Consider the following 13735-nt stretch of genomic DNA (forward strand, 5'->3'; position numbering starts at 1 on the left):
GTCCTAGCAAACCGGAAAGATGCAAGCCATGGGAAGCGACAAGGCCGCAGGGCTCGGCCACCTGACCGAACGCCAGAGAAAATGGTTCGCCTCGGTGCGCGAGGGGCTGGCGCGGGACACCGGCAAGAGCCTGGAAGACTGGGTGGCGATCGCCAGGACCTGCCCCGAGACCAGGCCCCGCGCCCAGCTCGGCTGGCTCAAGGAGCATCACGGCCTGGGCCAGAACCGGGCCAGCTATGTCCTGTCCGTCGCCTTCCCGTCCGAGCGGGCCTGGGACAATCCCGACGAGACTCGCGCCGCCCTCTGGACCGATCCGGCCTCGCTGGCCATCCTGCAGGCGCTGGAGACGGCGGTGGCGGGCCTTGACGGCCTAGTCACCGGCCAACGCAAGGGTTTCACCGCCTGGTCGCGCGAGTTCCAGTTCGCGGCCGCCAAGCCGGTCAAGGGCGGGACGGCGGTGCTGGGCCTGGCCGTCGCGCCCGACGCCTCCCCTCGCCTGCGCGAACCCAAGAACGAAAGCTGGTCGGAGCGCCTGAAGGCCAAGCTGCCCCTGGCCTCGCCCGCCGAGGTGGACGACGAGGTCCGCGCGTTGCTGAAGGCGTCCTGGGAACGGTCGTGAGACGCCGCGCGCCTCACCCGTCGCGGCGGAACGGCGAGAACTCCTCGGTCAGAACCGCCATCTCGGCGTCCACCGCTTCGCGTTCGCGCTCCAGGTAGCGGGCCACCGGCTCCCGCAGGGCCGGATCGGCGATCCAGTGAGCTGAATAGACGGGGCTGGGCAGATAGCCGCGGGCAATCTTGTGCTGCCCCTGGGCGCCAGCCTCGACGCGCGGCAGGCCCAGGCGGATGCCGTGCTCGATGGCCTGGTAGTAGCAGAGTTCGAAATGCAGGAACGGCACGTCCTCGGTGCAGCCCCAATGGCGGCCGTACAGGCAGTCGTCGCCGATCAGGTTCAGGGCCCCGGCGATCCAGGGGCCGCCCGGCCGGCGGGCCAGGATCAGCAGCACCTTGTCGGCCATCCGCTGGCCCAGCAGCGAATAGAAGGCCCGGTTCAGATAGGGCCGCCCCCATTTGCGGCCGCCGGTATCCATGTAGAAGCCGAAGAAGGCGTCCCAGTGCGCCTCGGTCAACGCGTCGCCGGTGAGGGCGACGATTTCCAGCCCGGCCTGGGCGTCGCGGCGCTCACGGCGGATGGTCTTGCGGCGGCTGGACGACAGCGAGGCCAGGAAATCCTCGAAGCTCGCATAGCCCCGGTTGAACCAGTGATACTGCTGGTCCTGGCGGCGCAGCATGCCCCGCTGGCCCATCCAGGCCCACTCGCCGGGCGTCGGGAAGGTCACGTGCAGCGACGAGGCGTTCAGCCGCTCGCAAAGTGTCAGCGCCCCGCCCAGCAGGGCCGAGCGCCCCTCATCGACGTCGATGTCCGGCCGCACGATCAGTCGCGGCCCGGTCACCGGCGAGAACGGCGCCGAACATTGGAGCTTGGGATAGTAGCGCCCGCCGGCCCGCTCGTAGGCGTCGGCCCAGCTGTGGTCGAAGACATATTCGCCCTGGCTGTGGGACTTCAGGTACAGCGGCATGACCGCCGCCACCCGGCCGGCCTCGTCCTCGACCGACAGGTGGTGGGGGGCCCAGCCGGTGCGCTCGACGGCGCAGCCGCTCTCCTCCAGGGCGTTCAGGAAGTCGAAGCTGATGAACGGATCGCCATGCGGGGCGGCGCAGGCGTCCCAGGCGTCGCGGCCGATCTCGGCGATGCGCCGATGGATGCGCACCTCCGCCTTGACGGCTGTCACGCGGCGAAACCCTCGAAGATCAGGTTATCGCAATGGTCGCGGACGCGGTCCCACTGCTCGGCCGAACGCACGGTCCAGGCGATGACCGGCATGCCGCCGGCGCGCAGCTGGTCGGCCCGGGCGTTGGGCAGCATGTCCAGGCCAAGGGCCAGGAAGTCCGGCCGGGCGATCTCGATCTGCTCAAGATTGGCCAGCGACTTGCGCAGCTCCGGCGCCAGCTTGCGAGCGCCTTCGTCGGCCCAGCCGTAACTGTCCAGGCCGCGCAGGATCTGCGGCTGGTGCTCGGCGAACCAGGCGTGGGAATAGGGATTGAAGCCGATCACCGCGGTCGGGCCGTTGTGGTCCAGCAGGATTTCGCTGACCCGCTTCTCCAGCTCGCCGACCTCGCCGAACGGGGTCTTCAGCTCGATATAGACCATGGCCCGGTGGCCGATCAGGGTCAGGGCGTCGGCCAGGGTGGGGATGGTCTCGTCCGTACCCGACAGCTTCAGCTGACCCAGGTCGGCGGCGGTGTGGTCGCGCAATCGACCGGGCATGCCCGTCAGGCGCTCCAGGTGATCGTCATGGAAGACCACCACGTGGTTGTCGGCGGTCAGCTGCACGTCCAGCTCGATCGCATAGCCATGGGCGCAGGCGGCCTGGAACGCGGCCAGCGAGTTCTCGGGCGCGGCGTCCGGCGACCACAGCCCGCGATGCGCCACCGCCGGTTCGAATAGGCGCTCCCACGCCTGGCCGAATGCTTCGGTCGTGGGCCGGGGCCGCGCGCGCATCAGGCCACCTCGACCACGGCGTCGACCTCGACCGAAAAGCCCAGCGGCAGCTTGTAGACGCCGACCGCCGAACGGGCATGACGGCCCGCATCGCCGAACACCTCGACCATCAGGTCCGAGCAGCCGTTGATGACCTTGGGAATGTCGGTGAAGTCCTGGCTGACCTGGACGAAGCCGCCCAGCTTGACCACGCGCTTGACCCGGTCGAGGTCGCCGACCGCCGCCTTCATCTGGGCCAGCAGGTTGATCCCGCACAGGCGCGCGCCCTGCTGGGCGGTCTCCAGGTCGACCTCCGTCCCGACCGTGCCCTTGAGTCCGCCATTGGCGTCGAGCGAGATCTGGCCGGAGATGTGGATCAGGTTTCCCGTCGCGACGAAGGGCACGTAGTTGGCGACCGGCGCGACCGGTTGCGGCAGCACGATCCCCAGTTCCGCCAGACGCTGTTCGACCTTCGACATCACACACTCCAATGACTTGGACGCATGCTTAGCGCGGCGGGATGGCAGGACAAGAAAAAAGGCCCGAACCGTTGCCGGCTCGGGCCTTCTCGTTGTTCGGCTCGGAAGGAACCCGTCGCCTTAACGGGCGGCTTGCAGCTTTTCGACGGTCGCGCTGACGCGTTCGTTCAGCGGCTTCACCGAGTCCTTGATCGAGGCCGAGACGATCTCCGAGGCCTTGCTGACCTGGGCGATGTAGGCCTCGAGGGCCGACTTGGCCCAGGCGGTCTGCAGTTCGACGGCTTCCTGGACGCTCTTGGCCGCGGCCAGCGACTTGGCGGCGGCGACCTGGTCCTCGGCGGCCTTCTTCGAATAGGCGAAGGTCTGGGCGCCCAGAGCTTCGGCGCCCTTGGTGGCGGCGGTCACCGAGGCGACCACGGCTTCCAGGTTCTTCTTCGAGTGGGTGTTGGCCTCGGCCAGAGCGGCCAGAGACTTCTCGACGCCGTCCTTGAACGCTTGGTTCGAGGCGGTGCTGAACTGTTCGACGGTGTTCTTCAGGGTTTCAGCGGCGGCCATGGGGGAGACTCCTGGCAGAGGGGGGTGCGGGGCATGACTATGGAGATGCAGGTTCCAGGCCATGCGTTGGGACAACGCCGGTGTCTCATGTTGCACCGCAGCAGTCAAGGAAATTGTGCAGCGCACCATAAACCGGCGGATACATTCACTCACCTTGAGCGCGAGACAGAAGCTTCGCCGCAACGCCTTGAAAATATCCATCTCTGCGGCGAAATCGCTCACCACTTGTTTACCTTAGCGAAAGGCCACGACGCGCATGCTAATGTCACGCGTGTGGCGGTGCGGAACCGCTCAGTTCAGATGACGGACGCATTCGCCATGTTCGCCAAGCTTACCTCCGCCCGTTCTCTCCTCGCCGCTCTCGGCGTCGCCGGCGCCATGCTGTGCGGCCTGGCGGCTCCGGTCGCCGCTTCCGCCCAGATCCCGTATCTGCAGATGAACAGCGCCGAGCCCAAATATGCGGCAATCGTGATCGACGCCAATTCGGGCGAGATGCTCTACGAAAAAAGGGCCGACAGCCCGCGCTACCCGGCCTCGGTCACCAAGATCATGACGCTGTACCTCACGTTCGAGGCGCTCAGCGAGGGCCGGCTCAAGCTGACCGACCGCGTGCCGATCTCCTCCCACGCCGCCGCCCAGGCGCCGACCAAGCTGGGCCTGTCGGTAGGCGACAGCGTCAGCGTCGACGAGGCGATCCGCGCCATGACCGTCAAATCGGCCAACGACATCGCCGTGGCCATGGCTGAACGGCTCGGCGGCAGCGAGTCGCGATTCGCCGCCCTGATGACCCTGCGCGGCCAGGAGCTGGGCATGCGCAACAGCCGCTTCGTCAACGCCTCGGGCCTGCCCGACAGCCGGCAGATCTCGACCGCTCGCGACCTGGCCATCCTGTCGCGCGCCACCATGCGCGACTTCCCGCAGTACTATTCCTATTTCAGCATCAAGGGCTTCGAGTTCCGCGGCCGCTACATCGCCGGCCACAACCGCCTGCTGACCAACATGCCCGGCTTCGACGGGCTGAAGACCGGCTACACCAACGCCTCAGGCTACAACCTCGCCGGCTCGGCCGTGCGCGACGGTCGCCGCCTGATCGCCGTGGTCCTGGGCGGCTCCTCCACCGCCTGGCGCGACAACAACATGGAAGACCTGCTGACTACGGGCTTCGACGTGCTCAACCGCCGTTCGCACGGCGAGCGCACGACCATCGCCGCCAACCTGTACGAGGACGAGCCGACCGGCCCGATCATGCGCCCCTCCACCGAGGAAGGCGACGGCGACCAGGCCGGGCTGAAGATCGTGCTGACCGACAATCCGCGTCCGCCCGCCGCGATCAAGGTCGCGCCGACGATGAAGGCCGCACAGGCCAAGCCCGCGCCTCGGAAGGCCAAGGGCGAGTGGGGCGTGCAGGTCGGGGCGTTCAAGTCCAAGAGCCTGGCCAACGAACAGCTGATGCTGGTGCGCTCGCGCTTTTCGAAGTTCGTGGCCGACGCCGAGGGCGCGGTCGAGGGCGCCGCCAGCACCACCTTCCGCGCCCAGTTCCAGGGTCTGACCGCCGACGCGGCCCGCAGCGCCTGCCGGGCGATCAGCGCCAAGCGCCAGCCCTGCATGGTCCTGACGCCGCGCTGAACCTTGCGTTGAAACCGTCCCAGGCGAGGCCCCAGGGCCCCGCCCGATAGGTCCATCGTACGCTGGAGGCGGCGACGGTCCTGACCGGCAGCAGCGGCTGGTGAGGTACAGCATCGGGACTTCGGACCCGGCCTGGCGCCAGTAGTCGGCGTCCTTGCGGATCTTGCGATCCTCGGTGACCAGGCCCTTGTCGTTGATGGCCGGCCAGTCGCCCTCCAAGTTGGCGGAGCGGCTCAGGCGATCCGGTCGAGCGGCGGCTGGCCGTCGAAGAAGCGGTCCAGGTTGCCGGCCACGCGCATGCCCATGGCGGTGCGGGTCTCGTGCGTCGCGCTCCCCAAGTGCGGCAGCAGCACGGTGTTGGGCGCGGCCAGCAGGACCGGATCGACCCTGGGCTCGCCCTGGTAGACGTCGAGGCCCGCGCCGGCGATCGTCCCGTCGGCCAAGGCCTTGGCCAGATCGGCCTCGGCCACCACCGAACCGCGCGCGGTGTTGATCAGGATCGCCGTCGGCTTCATCCGCGCCAGAAGGGCGGCGTCGACCAGGTGGTGGGTCTCGGGACCGCCGGGGGTGTGCAGCGACAGCACGTCCGCCGTCACCGCCAGGCTTTCCAGCGTGTCGTGGTAGGTCGCGCCGTCCTCGTCGGCCGCGCGCCGGCGGCTGTAATAGGCGATCTCCATGCCCAGGGCGGCGCGGGCCCGCTTGGCGGTGGCGCGGGCGATGCGGCCGTAGCCGACCAGGCCCAGGGTCTTGCCCGCCAGGGATCGGCCCAGCAGGTGGGTGGGCCGCCAGCCCGTCCATTGACCGGCCCGCAGCTCGCGCTCGCCCTCCCCCGCCCGGCGGCTGGTCATTAGCATCAGCAGGATCGCCAGCTCGGCCGTGGCGTCGGTCAACACATCGGGCGTGTTGGTCACCACCACTCCGGCCGCCTTGGCCGCCGCCAGGTCGATGTGCTCATAGCCGGCGCCGTAGTTGGCGATGATCTTCACCCGCGCATCGGGCGTGGTCAGGACCTCGGCCGTGACTCGGTCCGAGACCGTCGGGCAAAGGGCGTCGTAGGCGCCCATCGCCGCGCGCAACTGCTCAACGCCCAGCGGCGCGTCGCCCTCGTTCAGCGTCACGTCATAGCGCTGGCGCAGGCGGGCCTCGACGGCTTCGGGCCAGCGGCGGCTGATCAGAATCCTGGGTTTCATGTCCTCGCTCGGGTCGGATCGCACAGGCCAGCGTCGGATCCCTTCGTAGCGATCCTCGACCCGCGCGAACAGGCGGCTCCGATCAGCGATGGCGGAAGACCGGCGCGCGCTTTTCGGCGAACGCCGCCCGCCCCTCGGCCGCGGTCGGCGCGCACGAAAGGCTAATCTCGGCGATCGCCTTGGCCCGCGCCAGCAATTTCACCCGCCCCTCGGTCGGATGGTCGTATTCGACGAACTGCCCGTCGGATCAGCCGACGACGCACACCCACCCTCAAGCCCAGGCTTGAGAGTCGTCGCGATTCACAGCGGCCCACGATGGCCGCGCATCGCCTAGATGCACCACCTCCGGCGCCCCTTCTAATCGCCCTATCGAGTCGCCCAGCCCCGGCCGAGCTCCGCCAGCGGCACGCAGCCGTGATAGGCGCCAGGCACGGGGTCGTACCTTAGAGCCACGGTCGCGCCGGGCTCGGAGGTGAAGTAGCCGACCGTCACCAAGTCCTCCAGCAGCGGGAAGAAATGATCGTCGTCCGACGCCTGCCCCTGCATGGCGGAGGCCTCGCGGTCATAGCCGTTCAGCAGCTCGGTCTGCTGCTTCGGCGTCAGCGTGACAAAGACGTCGCCATGGGCGGCGCGGGCGTCGGCGTCCATGCGCGCCAGCCCCGCCCTCAGGCGATCGGCCTGGGCCTTGTTATAATAGTCGGCCAGGGCGCGGTCGACGAACTGAGGCACGCCAGCGTCCCGCGCGCCTGGGGTGTCGGTCTTGGGGATGATCAGCTCGGCCACCACGTCGACCAGGCGAGCCTGGTCTGGCGTCAGGGCCGTGGGCGTCCAGGCCAGGGCGGGCGCGGCCGCCAGGGCGCGGCCGGCGAAACCGGTCGCCGCGACGCCAAAGGTGAAGGTCAGGCCGCGTATCGCATCGCGTCGGCTCAGCAGCATCACAGATCTCCCCGCTTGCGCGCCTGGACCGCATGATCGGCGGCCCGGGCCGTCAGGGCCATGTAGGTCAGGGACGGGTTCACGCACGACGCCGAGGTCATGGCCGCGCCGTCGGTGACATAGACGTTCTTGCACTCGTGCACCTGGTTGTGGGCGTTGAGCACCGAAGTCTTCGGATCCCGACCCATGCGGGCGGTGCCCATCTCATGGATGCCCAGGCCGGGGGCGTAGCCGCCGTCGTATCCCCGCACGTTCCTGAAGCCCGCCGCCTCCAGCATCTCCGCCGCGGCTGTCTGCATATCGCGGCGCATGGCCAGTTCGTTCTCGCGGATCGTGACGTTCATCGTCAGGGTCGGCAGGCCGAACTCGTCGGTCTTGTCGCGGTTCAGGGTGATCCGGTTGTCTTCGTAGGGCAGGATTTCACCGAACCCGCCCAGCCCCATGACCCAAGGCCCCGGCTGGCTCAGCGCGGCCTTGCGCGCCGCCCCGAAGCCGCGCGGGGCAGAGGTCTCCCGGTCCGGCCGGGTCAGGTCGCGATCCCATCCGGGCCGCGAGGCGCCCCCCTGGTAGCCGAAGCCGCGCAGATAGTCGTCGCGCTTGGTGGCCGCGTCGCCCAGGTTGCGGAAGCGTGGCACGTAGATTCCGTTCGGCCTGCGCCCCGAATAGTACATGTCGGCGAACTCGGGCGCCTCGCCGCTCGCCCCGACGCCCAGATGATGGTCCATGACGTTGCGGCCCAACTGGTCGCTGCCGTTGCCGAAGCCGTTCGGGAACCGCGAACTGGTCGAGTTCATCATGATCCAGGCCGAGTTGAAGGCCGAGGCGCACAGGAACACGACGTCGGCGTAGAACTCCTCCTCCTGCCGCGTCGTCGCGTCGAGGATGCGCACGCCGGTCGCCTTGCCCGCCTTCTCGTCATAGATCAGCGAGGTGACGATCGAGCCGGGGCGGATCACTAGGTTGCCGGTGCGCTCAGCCGCCACCAGCCCCCCGGAGTTAGAGCTGTAATAGCCGCCGAACGGGCAGCCGCGGATGCACATGTTGCGGTACTGGCACTTGGTCCGGCCCAGCGCGAGCTGTTCCTCGGTCGGGTCGGTCAGGTGCGCGGTCCGGCCCATGGTGATCCGCCGTTCGGGGAACCGCGCCTCGGACTTGGCCTTGAAGGCCTTCTCGACGCAGTTCATCTCCATCGGCGGCTGATACTGGCCGTCCGGCAGTTGCGGCAGGCCCTCGGCCTGGCCCGAGACGCCGATGAAGCGCTCCACATGGTCGTACCAAGGCGCCAGATCCTCGTAGCGGATCGGCCAGTCGACGCCGATCCCCTCGCGGGCGTTGGCCTCGAAGTCGATCGGGCTGTGGCGATAGCTCTGGCGGCCCCAGGTCAGCGACCGCCCGCCGACGTGATAGCCGCGAATCCAGTCGTAGCGGCTTTCCTCGGTATAGGGGTTCTGGTCGTCGCGGACGAAGAAGTGCCGGGTGTATTCCGTCAGGGTGTAGCCGGTGCGCTTCTGGACCGGATAATGCGCGTTGAGCTCGTCTGGCGGCAGCTGCCCTCGCGGGTACTTCGTCTGCCAGGGATCCATCGTGGCGGTGGGATAGTCCTCCAGGTGGCGGACCATCGGCCCGCGTTCCAGCACCAAGGTCTTGAGACCCTTCTGGGTCAGCTCCTTGGCCGCCCAGCCGCCGGTTATGCCACTGCCGACGACGATCGCATCGTAGGTGTTCTTCTGGCGCGCGCGACCGTTGAGATTGGCCATGTCTGCTCCCCGCTTGGCGCCTTTGATCGAATCGCGCCCGCTGCCCCGCAGCGCGACGCCGACTTCGGCGAACCCGTTCATTGTTGCCTGGAAGCTTCCATGAAATGGGTTACATTGCAAGAAAGGTCGCGGTTTCTTCCGAAAACCGCTGCGCAAAAGGGAGGAAGAGGAAACTCATGATGAATCCGAGCCAGTCCGTTCGAAAGCGCCGCGTGTCGGCGCTGGCTCTCGCCGCCGGGACGTTGCTCGCCTGTCTGGCGTTCGGCGCCGGCTCCCAGGCCGGGGCCGAGACGGTGAAGGCCGGACCGTGGCGCTCACTATTCGACGGTCGCACCCTGGACGGCTGGACGCCGAAGGTCGCCAAGCATCCGGCCGGCGAGAATTATCGCCAGACCTTCGTGGTCGATCATGGCGTGATCCGGGTCTCCTACGCCGGCTACGATAAGCTGGACGGCCAGTTCGGGCATCTGTTCTACAAGACGCCGTTCAAGGCCTATCGCCTGCGCCTGACCTACCGCTTCCTGCCCGAGGGCGGCCTGCCCGACACCCCCGCCTGGGCGCGCAGCAACAGCGGGATCATGTTCGACGCCCAGAGCCCGGAGAGCATGACCGTGGAACAGCCCTTCCCGGTCTCCATCGAGTTCCAGCTGCTGGGCAAGGAAGGCGACGCGCCCCGCCCCACCGGCGCGGTCTGCACGCCCGGAACCAACATCACCTTCGACGGCGTCACGGCCAAGGACCACTGCACGAAGCCGGCCAACGCCCCGACGGTCCCGAACGGAACCTGGGTCAAGGCGGAGCTGGACGTCCTGCCCAACGGCGAGATCTCCCAGAAGATCAACGGCGTGGTCGTCCACCACTACGCCAACGTGACCTTGGACCCTGACGACACCGTCGCCGGCGGGGCCAAGCCCTACATCCTCGCCCGCGGCGCCCAGCCGATCAAGGAAGGCTACATCGCCCTGCAGAGCGAAGGCCACCCGATCGAGTTCAAGAACATCGAGATCCAGGAACTGACGGCGCGCTGACCGCCCTGACCCTGGGCTCCCTCAAGGCTATTTCTTGAGGGAGCTCAGATACTGGATCACGGCGGCGCGCTGCTCGGCGTCCGGCGCGCCCAGCAGCATCTTGGTGCCGGGAACCGTCTTGCCCGGCGCCTTGACGAAGGCGTCCAGCTTGTCGGGCGTCCAGGTGATGTTCGAGGTCTTCAGCGCGTTGCTGTAGGCGTAGCCGGCGACGGACCCCGCCTTGCGGCCGGCCACGCCGGCCAGAGGCGGCCCCATCTTGCCCGGGGCGGGTTGCAGCGAATGGCAGACCGAGCAGCGCTGCTCGAACACCGCCTGTCCGGAGGGCGGCGCGGCGACGGCGCTGGTGGCCAGGGCGCTCAGACCGGCGGCAAGCATAAGCGGGAACTTCATTGCGTGAACTCCGTCAGAGATTCCGTCGCCTCTAGAGGCCCAATAGGCGGCGATTGCGGCCGGCGTCGGGCGCGCTGCCCGCGAAGTCGTCGAACGCCTTGTCGGTGACCTGGATGATGTGGTCGCGGATGAACGGCGCGCCTTCGCGAGCGCCCTGTTCGGGGTGCTTGAGCGCGCACTCCCATTCCAGCACCGCCCAGCCGGCATAGTCGTACTGGGCCAGCTTCGAGAAGATGGCCTTGAAGTCCACCTGGCCGTCGCCGAGCGAGCGGAAGCGGCCGGGCCGATCCACCCAGCCCTGATAGCCGCCATAGACGCCGGACCGGGCCGACGGCCGGAACTCGGCGTCCTTGACGTGGAACGCCTTGATCCGCTCGTGATAGCGATCGATGTAGCCGAGATAGTCCAGCTGCTGCAGGACGAAGTGGCTGGGATCGTAGAGGATGTTGGCGCGCGCGTGGCCGCCCACCTCGTCCAGGAACCGCTCGAACGTCGCGCCGTCGTGCAGGTCCTCGCCCGGATGGATCTCGTAGCAGACGTCGACGCCCTCATCCTCGAAGGCGTCGAGGATCGGCTTCCAGCGGCGGCCCAGTTCGCCGAAGGCCTCCTCGACCAGGCCCGCCGGCCGCTGCGGCCAGGGGTAGAAGTATGGCCAGGCCAGGGCGCCGGAGAAGGTGGCGTGGGCGTTCAGGCCCAGGCGCCGGCTGGCCACGGCGGCGGCCTTCAGCTGTCCCACCGCCCAGGCCTGGCGCTCTTTCGGCTTGCCGCGCAGCTCGGGCGGCGCGAAGCCGTCGAACAGCTCGTCATAGGCCGGGTGCACGGCGACCAGCTGGCCCTGCAGGTGGGTCGACAGTTCGGTGATCTGCAGGCCGTGGCTGGCCAGCATTCCGGCGATGTCGTCGCAATAGGCCTGGCTTTCGGCGGCCAGGGCCAGGTCGAAGAACGAGTCCGCCCCGCCGGTCGGCATCTGCACCCCGACATAGCCGAGGTCGGCGACCCACGCGGCCATGGTCTCCAGCTTGTCGAACGGCGGCTTGTCGCCGATGAACTGGGCCAGGAAGATGGCTGGTCCCTTGAGCGTCTTCATCGCCCCTCTCCTTGCAACGACACCCAGCCAGCGTCGTCGCGGCTGGCGGCCACGGCGCGCTCGACGAAGGTCATGCCGCGCACGCCTGCGCCGATATCGGGCACGAACCCCGCGTCGCGCCCTTCGATGGCGTCGGCGAAGTCGCGATAGATGTTGGCGAAGGCCTCGATGAAGCCTTCCGGGTGTCCTGTCGGCAGGCGCGTGACCGCCCGCGCCCCGGCGCCCAGATAGGCCGAGCCGGCGTGCAGCACCTGGCTGGGGCCGTCCAGCCAGTCCAGGGTCAGGACGTTGGGGTCTTCGTGGCCCCAGGTCAGGCCGCCGGTCTCGCCGTAGACGCTGATCTTCAGGCCGTTGCGGGCGCCGGCCGAGATCTGCGAGGCGACCAGCACGCCGCGCGCCCCGCCTTCGAACCGCAGCAGCACGTTGCAGTCGTCGTCGAGGTGACGTCCCGGCACCACCGCGGCGACGTCGGCGCACAGGCGCTCGACGCGCTTGCCCGTAATGAACTCGGCGATGTTGAAGGCGTGCACGCCGATGTCGCCGATACAGCCGCCGACGCCCGATTGGCTGGGATCGGACCGCCAGCTGGCCTGCTTGTTGTCCTCGCGCTCAAGCGGCCGCGACAGCCAGCCCTGCGAATATTCCACCACGACCTTGCGCACCGCGCCCAGGTCGCCGCGCGCCACGATCTCCCGCGCCTCGCGGACCATCGGATAGCCGGTGTAGGTGTAGGTCAGGCCATAGAGCTTGCCGGACGCCGCGACGATGTCGGCCAGGTCCACGGCCTGGGCCAGGTTCAGGGTCGCGGGCTTGTCGCTGATCACGTGCAGGCCGCCTCGCAGAGCCGCGGCGGAGACGTCGAAATGCAGGTGGTTGGGCGTGACGACGGAGACCAGGTCGACTCCGTCGGGGCGCGCCCGCTCGGCCGCGATCATCGCGTGGTGGTCCGGATAGACCCGGTCCGGCGCGACGCCCCAGTCGGCGGCGGCCCTGGCGTTCTTTTCCGGATCGCGGCTGAACACGCCGGCCGCCAGCCGGATGCGGCCGTCGAGTTCGGCGGCCATGCGATGCACCGGTCCGATGAACGAGCCGGGACCGCCGCCCACCATGGCCAGCCGCAGGGGCGCGCGTCCGCTCATCAGGCGACCACGCGCGCCAGGTAGTCGAAGCTGATCTTGGCGGACTCCAGCCGGCTGTGGGCGAACGGCGGCTCCTGCTCGACATAGAAGCCGCGGACGCCGGCCGCGTAGGCGGCGGGCAGCAGTCGCTTCCAGTCGATCATGCCGCCGCCGACCTCGGTCGGGTCCTGGCGCAGTTCGAAATTGGCCTTGGTGGTGGGCTTGATGTCCTTGACGTGCATCTGGGTGAAACGGCCCGGATGGGCCTTCAGCAGGGCGAACGGGTCCTTGCCGGCGGCCGTCACCCAGCCGGCGTCCATCTCGAAGGTGACCAGGCTCGGGTCCGTGCCCTTGAGCAGGATCTCCATGCCGTTGGTGTCTCCCCCCTTGGTGTCTTTTAGCGGCGCGAACTCAAAATTGTGGTTGTGGTAGCCGCTGACGATGCCGGCCTTCTTCAACACGGCGGCCTTCTCGTTCAGGAAGTCGGCGTTCCACTTCCAGTCGTCGGCGGTCATCTGCGCGCCGGCCTGGCGCAGGTCGGCGCCGCCCAGCCGGTCGGGAATGTAGAGGATCGGCATGATCGCCGCCTTGACGCCGATCACGTGCAGCTCATCGGCCAGCTTGGCCAGGTCGCCGCTGAAGCTGGGCCCGCTGGCCGCTTTCGGCGCGATGTGGGCGCTGGGGCAGACCAGACCCGCCTTGTCGAAGGCGGCGCGCAGCTCGGCGGGGGTGCGGCCAAGATAGCCGGCCAGCTCCACCGACTTGAAGCCGATCTTGGCCACCGTGGCGAGCTGGGTCTCCAGCTCCTTCTGCAGGTCCGGACCCAGGGTGTAGAGCTGGATGCCGACCGGCAGGTTTCGGCGCTGGAAGAACGGCTTCTCGACCGCGCCGGCCACGCCGGCATAGGCGGCGCCCAGGGCGGCCGCGCCGGCGGCCAGCAGGCCGCGCCGCGACAGATCGGCGGCCGAAGCTCGGGTTTCGCAGGCTGTTGAGCGCACGAGGCTTTCCTTTTTCTGGAAGGGCATGG

At 68.5% G+C, this 13735-nt stretch carries 14 protein-coding genes; 3 read left to right on the forward strand and 11 right to left on the reverse strand.

Annotated features, from left to right (window positions below; translation table 11 throughout):
* Positions 1-28 precede the first annotated feature (28 nt).
* The gene (locus EV278_RS08365; RefSeq protein WP_132089274.1) at positions 29-619 is read left to right on the forward strand and encodes a DUF4287 domain-containing protein; all 591 of its coding nucleotides are present in this window, start codon (positions 29-31) and stop codon (positions 617-619) included.
* A gap of 13 nt (positions 620-632) precedes the next feature.
* Here EV278_RS08365 and EV278_RS08370 read toward each other — a convergent pair whose 3' ends face one another.
* The 4 genes from EV278_RS08370 to phaP all read right to left on the reverse strand — a co-directional run bounded on the left by EV278_RS08370 (position 633) and on the right by phaP (position 3576).
* Positions 633-1793: a GNAT family N-acetyltransferase gene (locus EV278_RS08370; protein WP_132089278.1), complete on the reverse strand. Its 1161-nt coding sequence runs from the start codon at positions 1791-1793 to the stop codon at positions 633-635.
* A complete protein-coding gene (locus tag EV278_RS08375) occupies positions 1790-2563 on the reverse strand; it encodes a glycerophosphodiester phosphodiesterase (RefSeq protein WP_132089281.1) in 774 nt (257 codons plus the stop codon). The genes EV278_RS08370 and EV278_RS08375 overlap by 4 nt, the downstream gene beginning before the upstream one ends.
* Entirely contained in the window at positions 2563-3021 is a 459-nt protein-coding gene (locus tag EV278_RS08380; protein WP_132089284.1) for a RidA family protein, read from the reverse strand. The genes EV278_RS08375 and EV278_RS08380 overlap by 1 nt, the downstream gene beginning before the upstream one ends.
* Before the next feature lie 120 nt (positions 3022-3141).
* Positions 3142-3576, reverse strand: coding sequence for a TIGR01841 family phasin (gene phaP / locus EV278_RS08385; RefSeq protein WP_132089287.1), 435 nt, complete (start codon positions 3574-3576; stop codon positions 3142-3144).
* 318 nt (positions 3577-3894) lie between these two features.
* Between phaP and EV278_RS08390 the strand changes: the two genes are divergently transcribed.
* Complete coding sequence (locus EV278_RS08390; RefSeq protein ID WP_132089290.1) at positions 3895-5202, forward strand: D-alanyl-D-alanine carboxypeptidase family protein; 1308 nt, start codon at positions 3895-3897, stop codon at positions 5200-5202.
* 233 nt (positions 5203-5435) lie between these two features.
* Here EV278_RS08390 and EV278_RS08395 read toward each other — a convergent pair whose 3' ends face one another.
* From EV278_RS08395 to EV278_RS08405, 3 genes are all read right to left on the reverse strand, one after another.
* Entirely contained in the window at positions 5436-6392 is a 957-nt protein-coding gene (locus EV278_RS08395) for a D-glycerate dehydrogenase (RefSeq protein ID WP_132089293.1), read from the reverse strand.
* 366 nt (positions 6393-6758) lie between these two features.
* Complete coding sequence (locus tag EV278_RS08400) at positions 6759-7325, reverse strand: gluconate 2-dehydrogenase subunit 3 family protein (RefSeq protein WP_132089543.1); 567 nt, start codon at positions 7323-7325, stop codon at positions 6759-6761.
* Positions 7326-7327: 2 nt separating this feature from the next.
* Complete coding sequence (locus EV278_RS08405; RefSeq protein WP_132089296.1) at positions 7328-9085, reverse strand: GMC family oxidoreductase; 1758 nt, start codon at positions 9083-9085, stop codon at positions 7328-7330.
* A 176-nt stretch (positions 9086-9261) separates the two neighbouring features.
* Between EV278_RS08405 and EV278_RS08410 the strand changes: the two genes are divergently transcribed.
* The gene (locus EV278_RS08410) at positions 9262-10113 is read left to right on the forward strand and encodes a DUF1080 domain-containing protein (RefSeq protein WP_165916565.1); all 852 of its coding nucleotides are present in this window, start codon (positions 9262-9264) and stop codon (positions 10111-10113) included.
* Between the two features lie 27 nt (positions 10114-10140).
* On the opposite strand, the gene EV278_RS08415 is transcribed toward EV278_RS08410, so the two are convergent.
* From EV278_RS08415 to EV278_RS08430, 4 genes are read right to left on the reverse strand one after another with little or no spacing between them, the layout of a single operon-like run.
* Positions 10141-10503: a c-type cytochrome gene (locus EV278_RS08415; RefSeq protein WP_132089298.1), complete on the reverse strand. Its 363-nt coding sequence runs from the start codon at positions 10501-10503 to the stop codon at positions 10141-10143.
* A gap of 31 nt (positions 10504-10534) precedes the next feature.
* On the reverse strand, positions 10535-11590 hold the full coding sequence (locus tag EV278_RS08420; RefSeq protein ID WP_132089302.1) for a sugar phosphate isomerase/epimerase: 1056 nt from the start codon (positions 11588-11590) through the stop codon (positions 10535-10537).
* Positions 11587-12729, reverse strand: a complete 1143-nt coding sequence (locus tag EV278_RS08425; RefSeq protein WP_132089305.1) for a Gfo/Idh/MocA family oxidoreductase — start codon at positions 12727-12729, stop codon at positions 11587-11589. The genes EV278_RS08420 and EV278_RS08425 overlap by 4 nt, the downstream gene beginning before the upstream one ends.
* Positions 12729-13733, reverse strand: coding sequence for a sugar phosphate isomerase/epimerase (locus tag EV278_RS08430; RefSeq protein WP_132089308.1), 1005 nt, complete (start codon positions 13731-13733; stop codon positions 12729-12731). The genes EV278_RS08425 and EV278_RS08430 overlap by 1 nt, the downstream gene beginning before the upstream one ends.
* Between the last annotated feature and the right edge of the window lie 2 nt (positions 13734-13735).

Source organism: Caulobacter sp. BK020 (assembly GCF_004342605.1).
Lineage (GTDB): Bacteria > Pseudomonadota > Alphaproteobacteria > Caulobacterales > Caulobacteraceae > Caulobacter.

Excerpts from the sequence above, each read along its gene's own strand:
- EV278_RS08405 (WP_132089296.1), bottom strand. The coding sequence starts at position 9,085 with ATGGCCAATCTCAACGGTCGCGCGCGCCAGAAGAACACCTACGATGCG.
- EV278_RS08390 (WP_132089290.1), top strand. The coding sequence starts at position 3,895 with ATGTTCGCCAAGCTTACCTCCGCCCGTTCTCTCCTCGCCGCTCTCGGC.
- EV278_RS08415 (WP_132089298.1), bottom strand. The coding sequence starts at position 10,503 with ATGAAGTTCCCGCTTATGCTTGCCGCCGGTCTGAGCGCCCTGGCCACC.
- EV278_RS08425 (WP_132089305.1), bottom strand. The coding sequence starts at position 12,729 with ATGAGCGGACGCGCGCCCCTGCGGCTGGCCATGGTGGGCGGCGGTCCC.
- EV278_RS08375 (WP_132089281.1), bottom strand. The coding sequence starts at position 2,563 with ATGCGCGCGCGGCCCCGGCCCACGACCGAAGCATTCGGCCAGGCGTGG.
- EV278_RS08430 (WP_132089308.1), bottom strand. The coding sequence starts at position 13,733 with ATGCCCTTCCAGAAAAAGGAAAGCCTCGTGCGCTCAACAGCCTGCGAA.
- EV278_RS08420 (WP_132089302.1), bottom strand. The coding sequence starts at position 11,590 with ATGAAGACGCTCAAGGGACCAGCCATCTTCCTGGCCCAGTTCATCGGC.
- EV278_RS08365 (WP_132089274.1), top strand. The coding sequence starts at position 29 with ATGGGAAGCGACAAGGCCGCAGGGCTCGGCCACCTGACCGAACGCCAG.
- EV278_RS08380 (WP_132089284.1), bottom strand. The coding sequence starts at position 3,021 with ATGTCGAAGGTCGAACAGCGTCTGGCGGAACTGGGGATCGTGCTGCCG.
- EV278_RS08410 (WP_165916565.1), top strand. The coding sequence starts at position 9,262 with ATGATGAATCCGAGCCAGTCCGTTCGAAAGCGCCGCGTGTCGGCGCTG.
- phaP (WP_132089287.1), bottom strand. The coding sequence starts at position 3,576 with ATGGCCGCCGCTGAAACCCTGAAGAACACCGTCGAACAGTTCAGCACC.
- EV278_RS08395 (WP_132089293.1), bottom strand. The coding sequence starts at position 6,392 with ATGAAACCCAGGATTCTGATCAGCCGCCGCTGGCCCGAAGCCGTCGAG.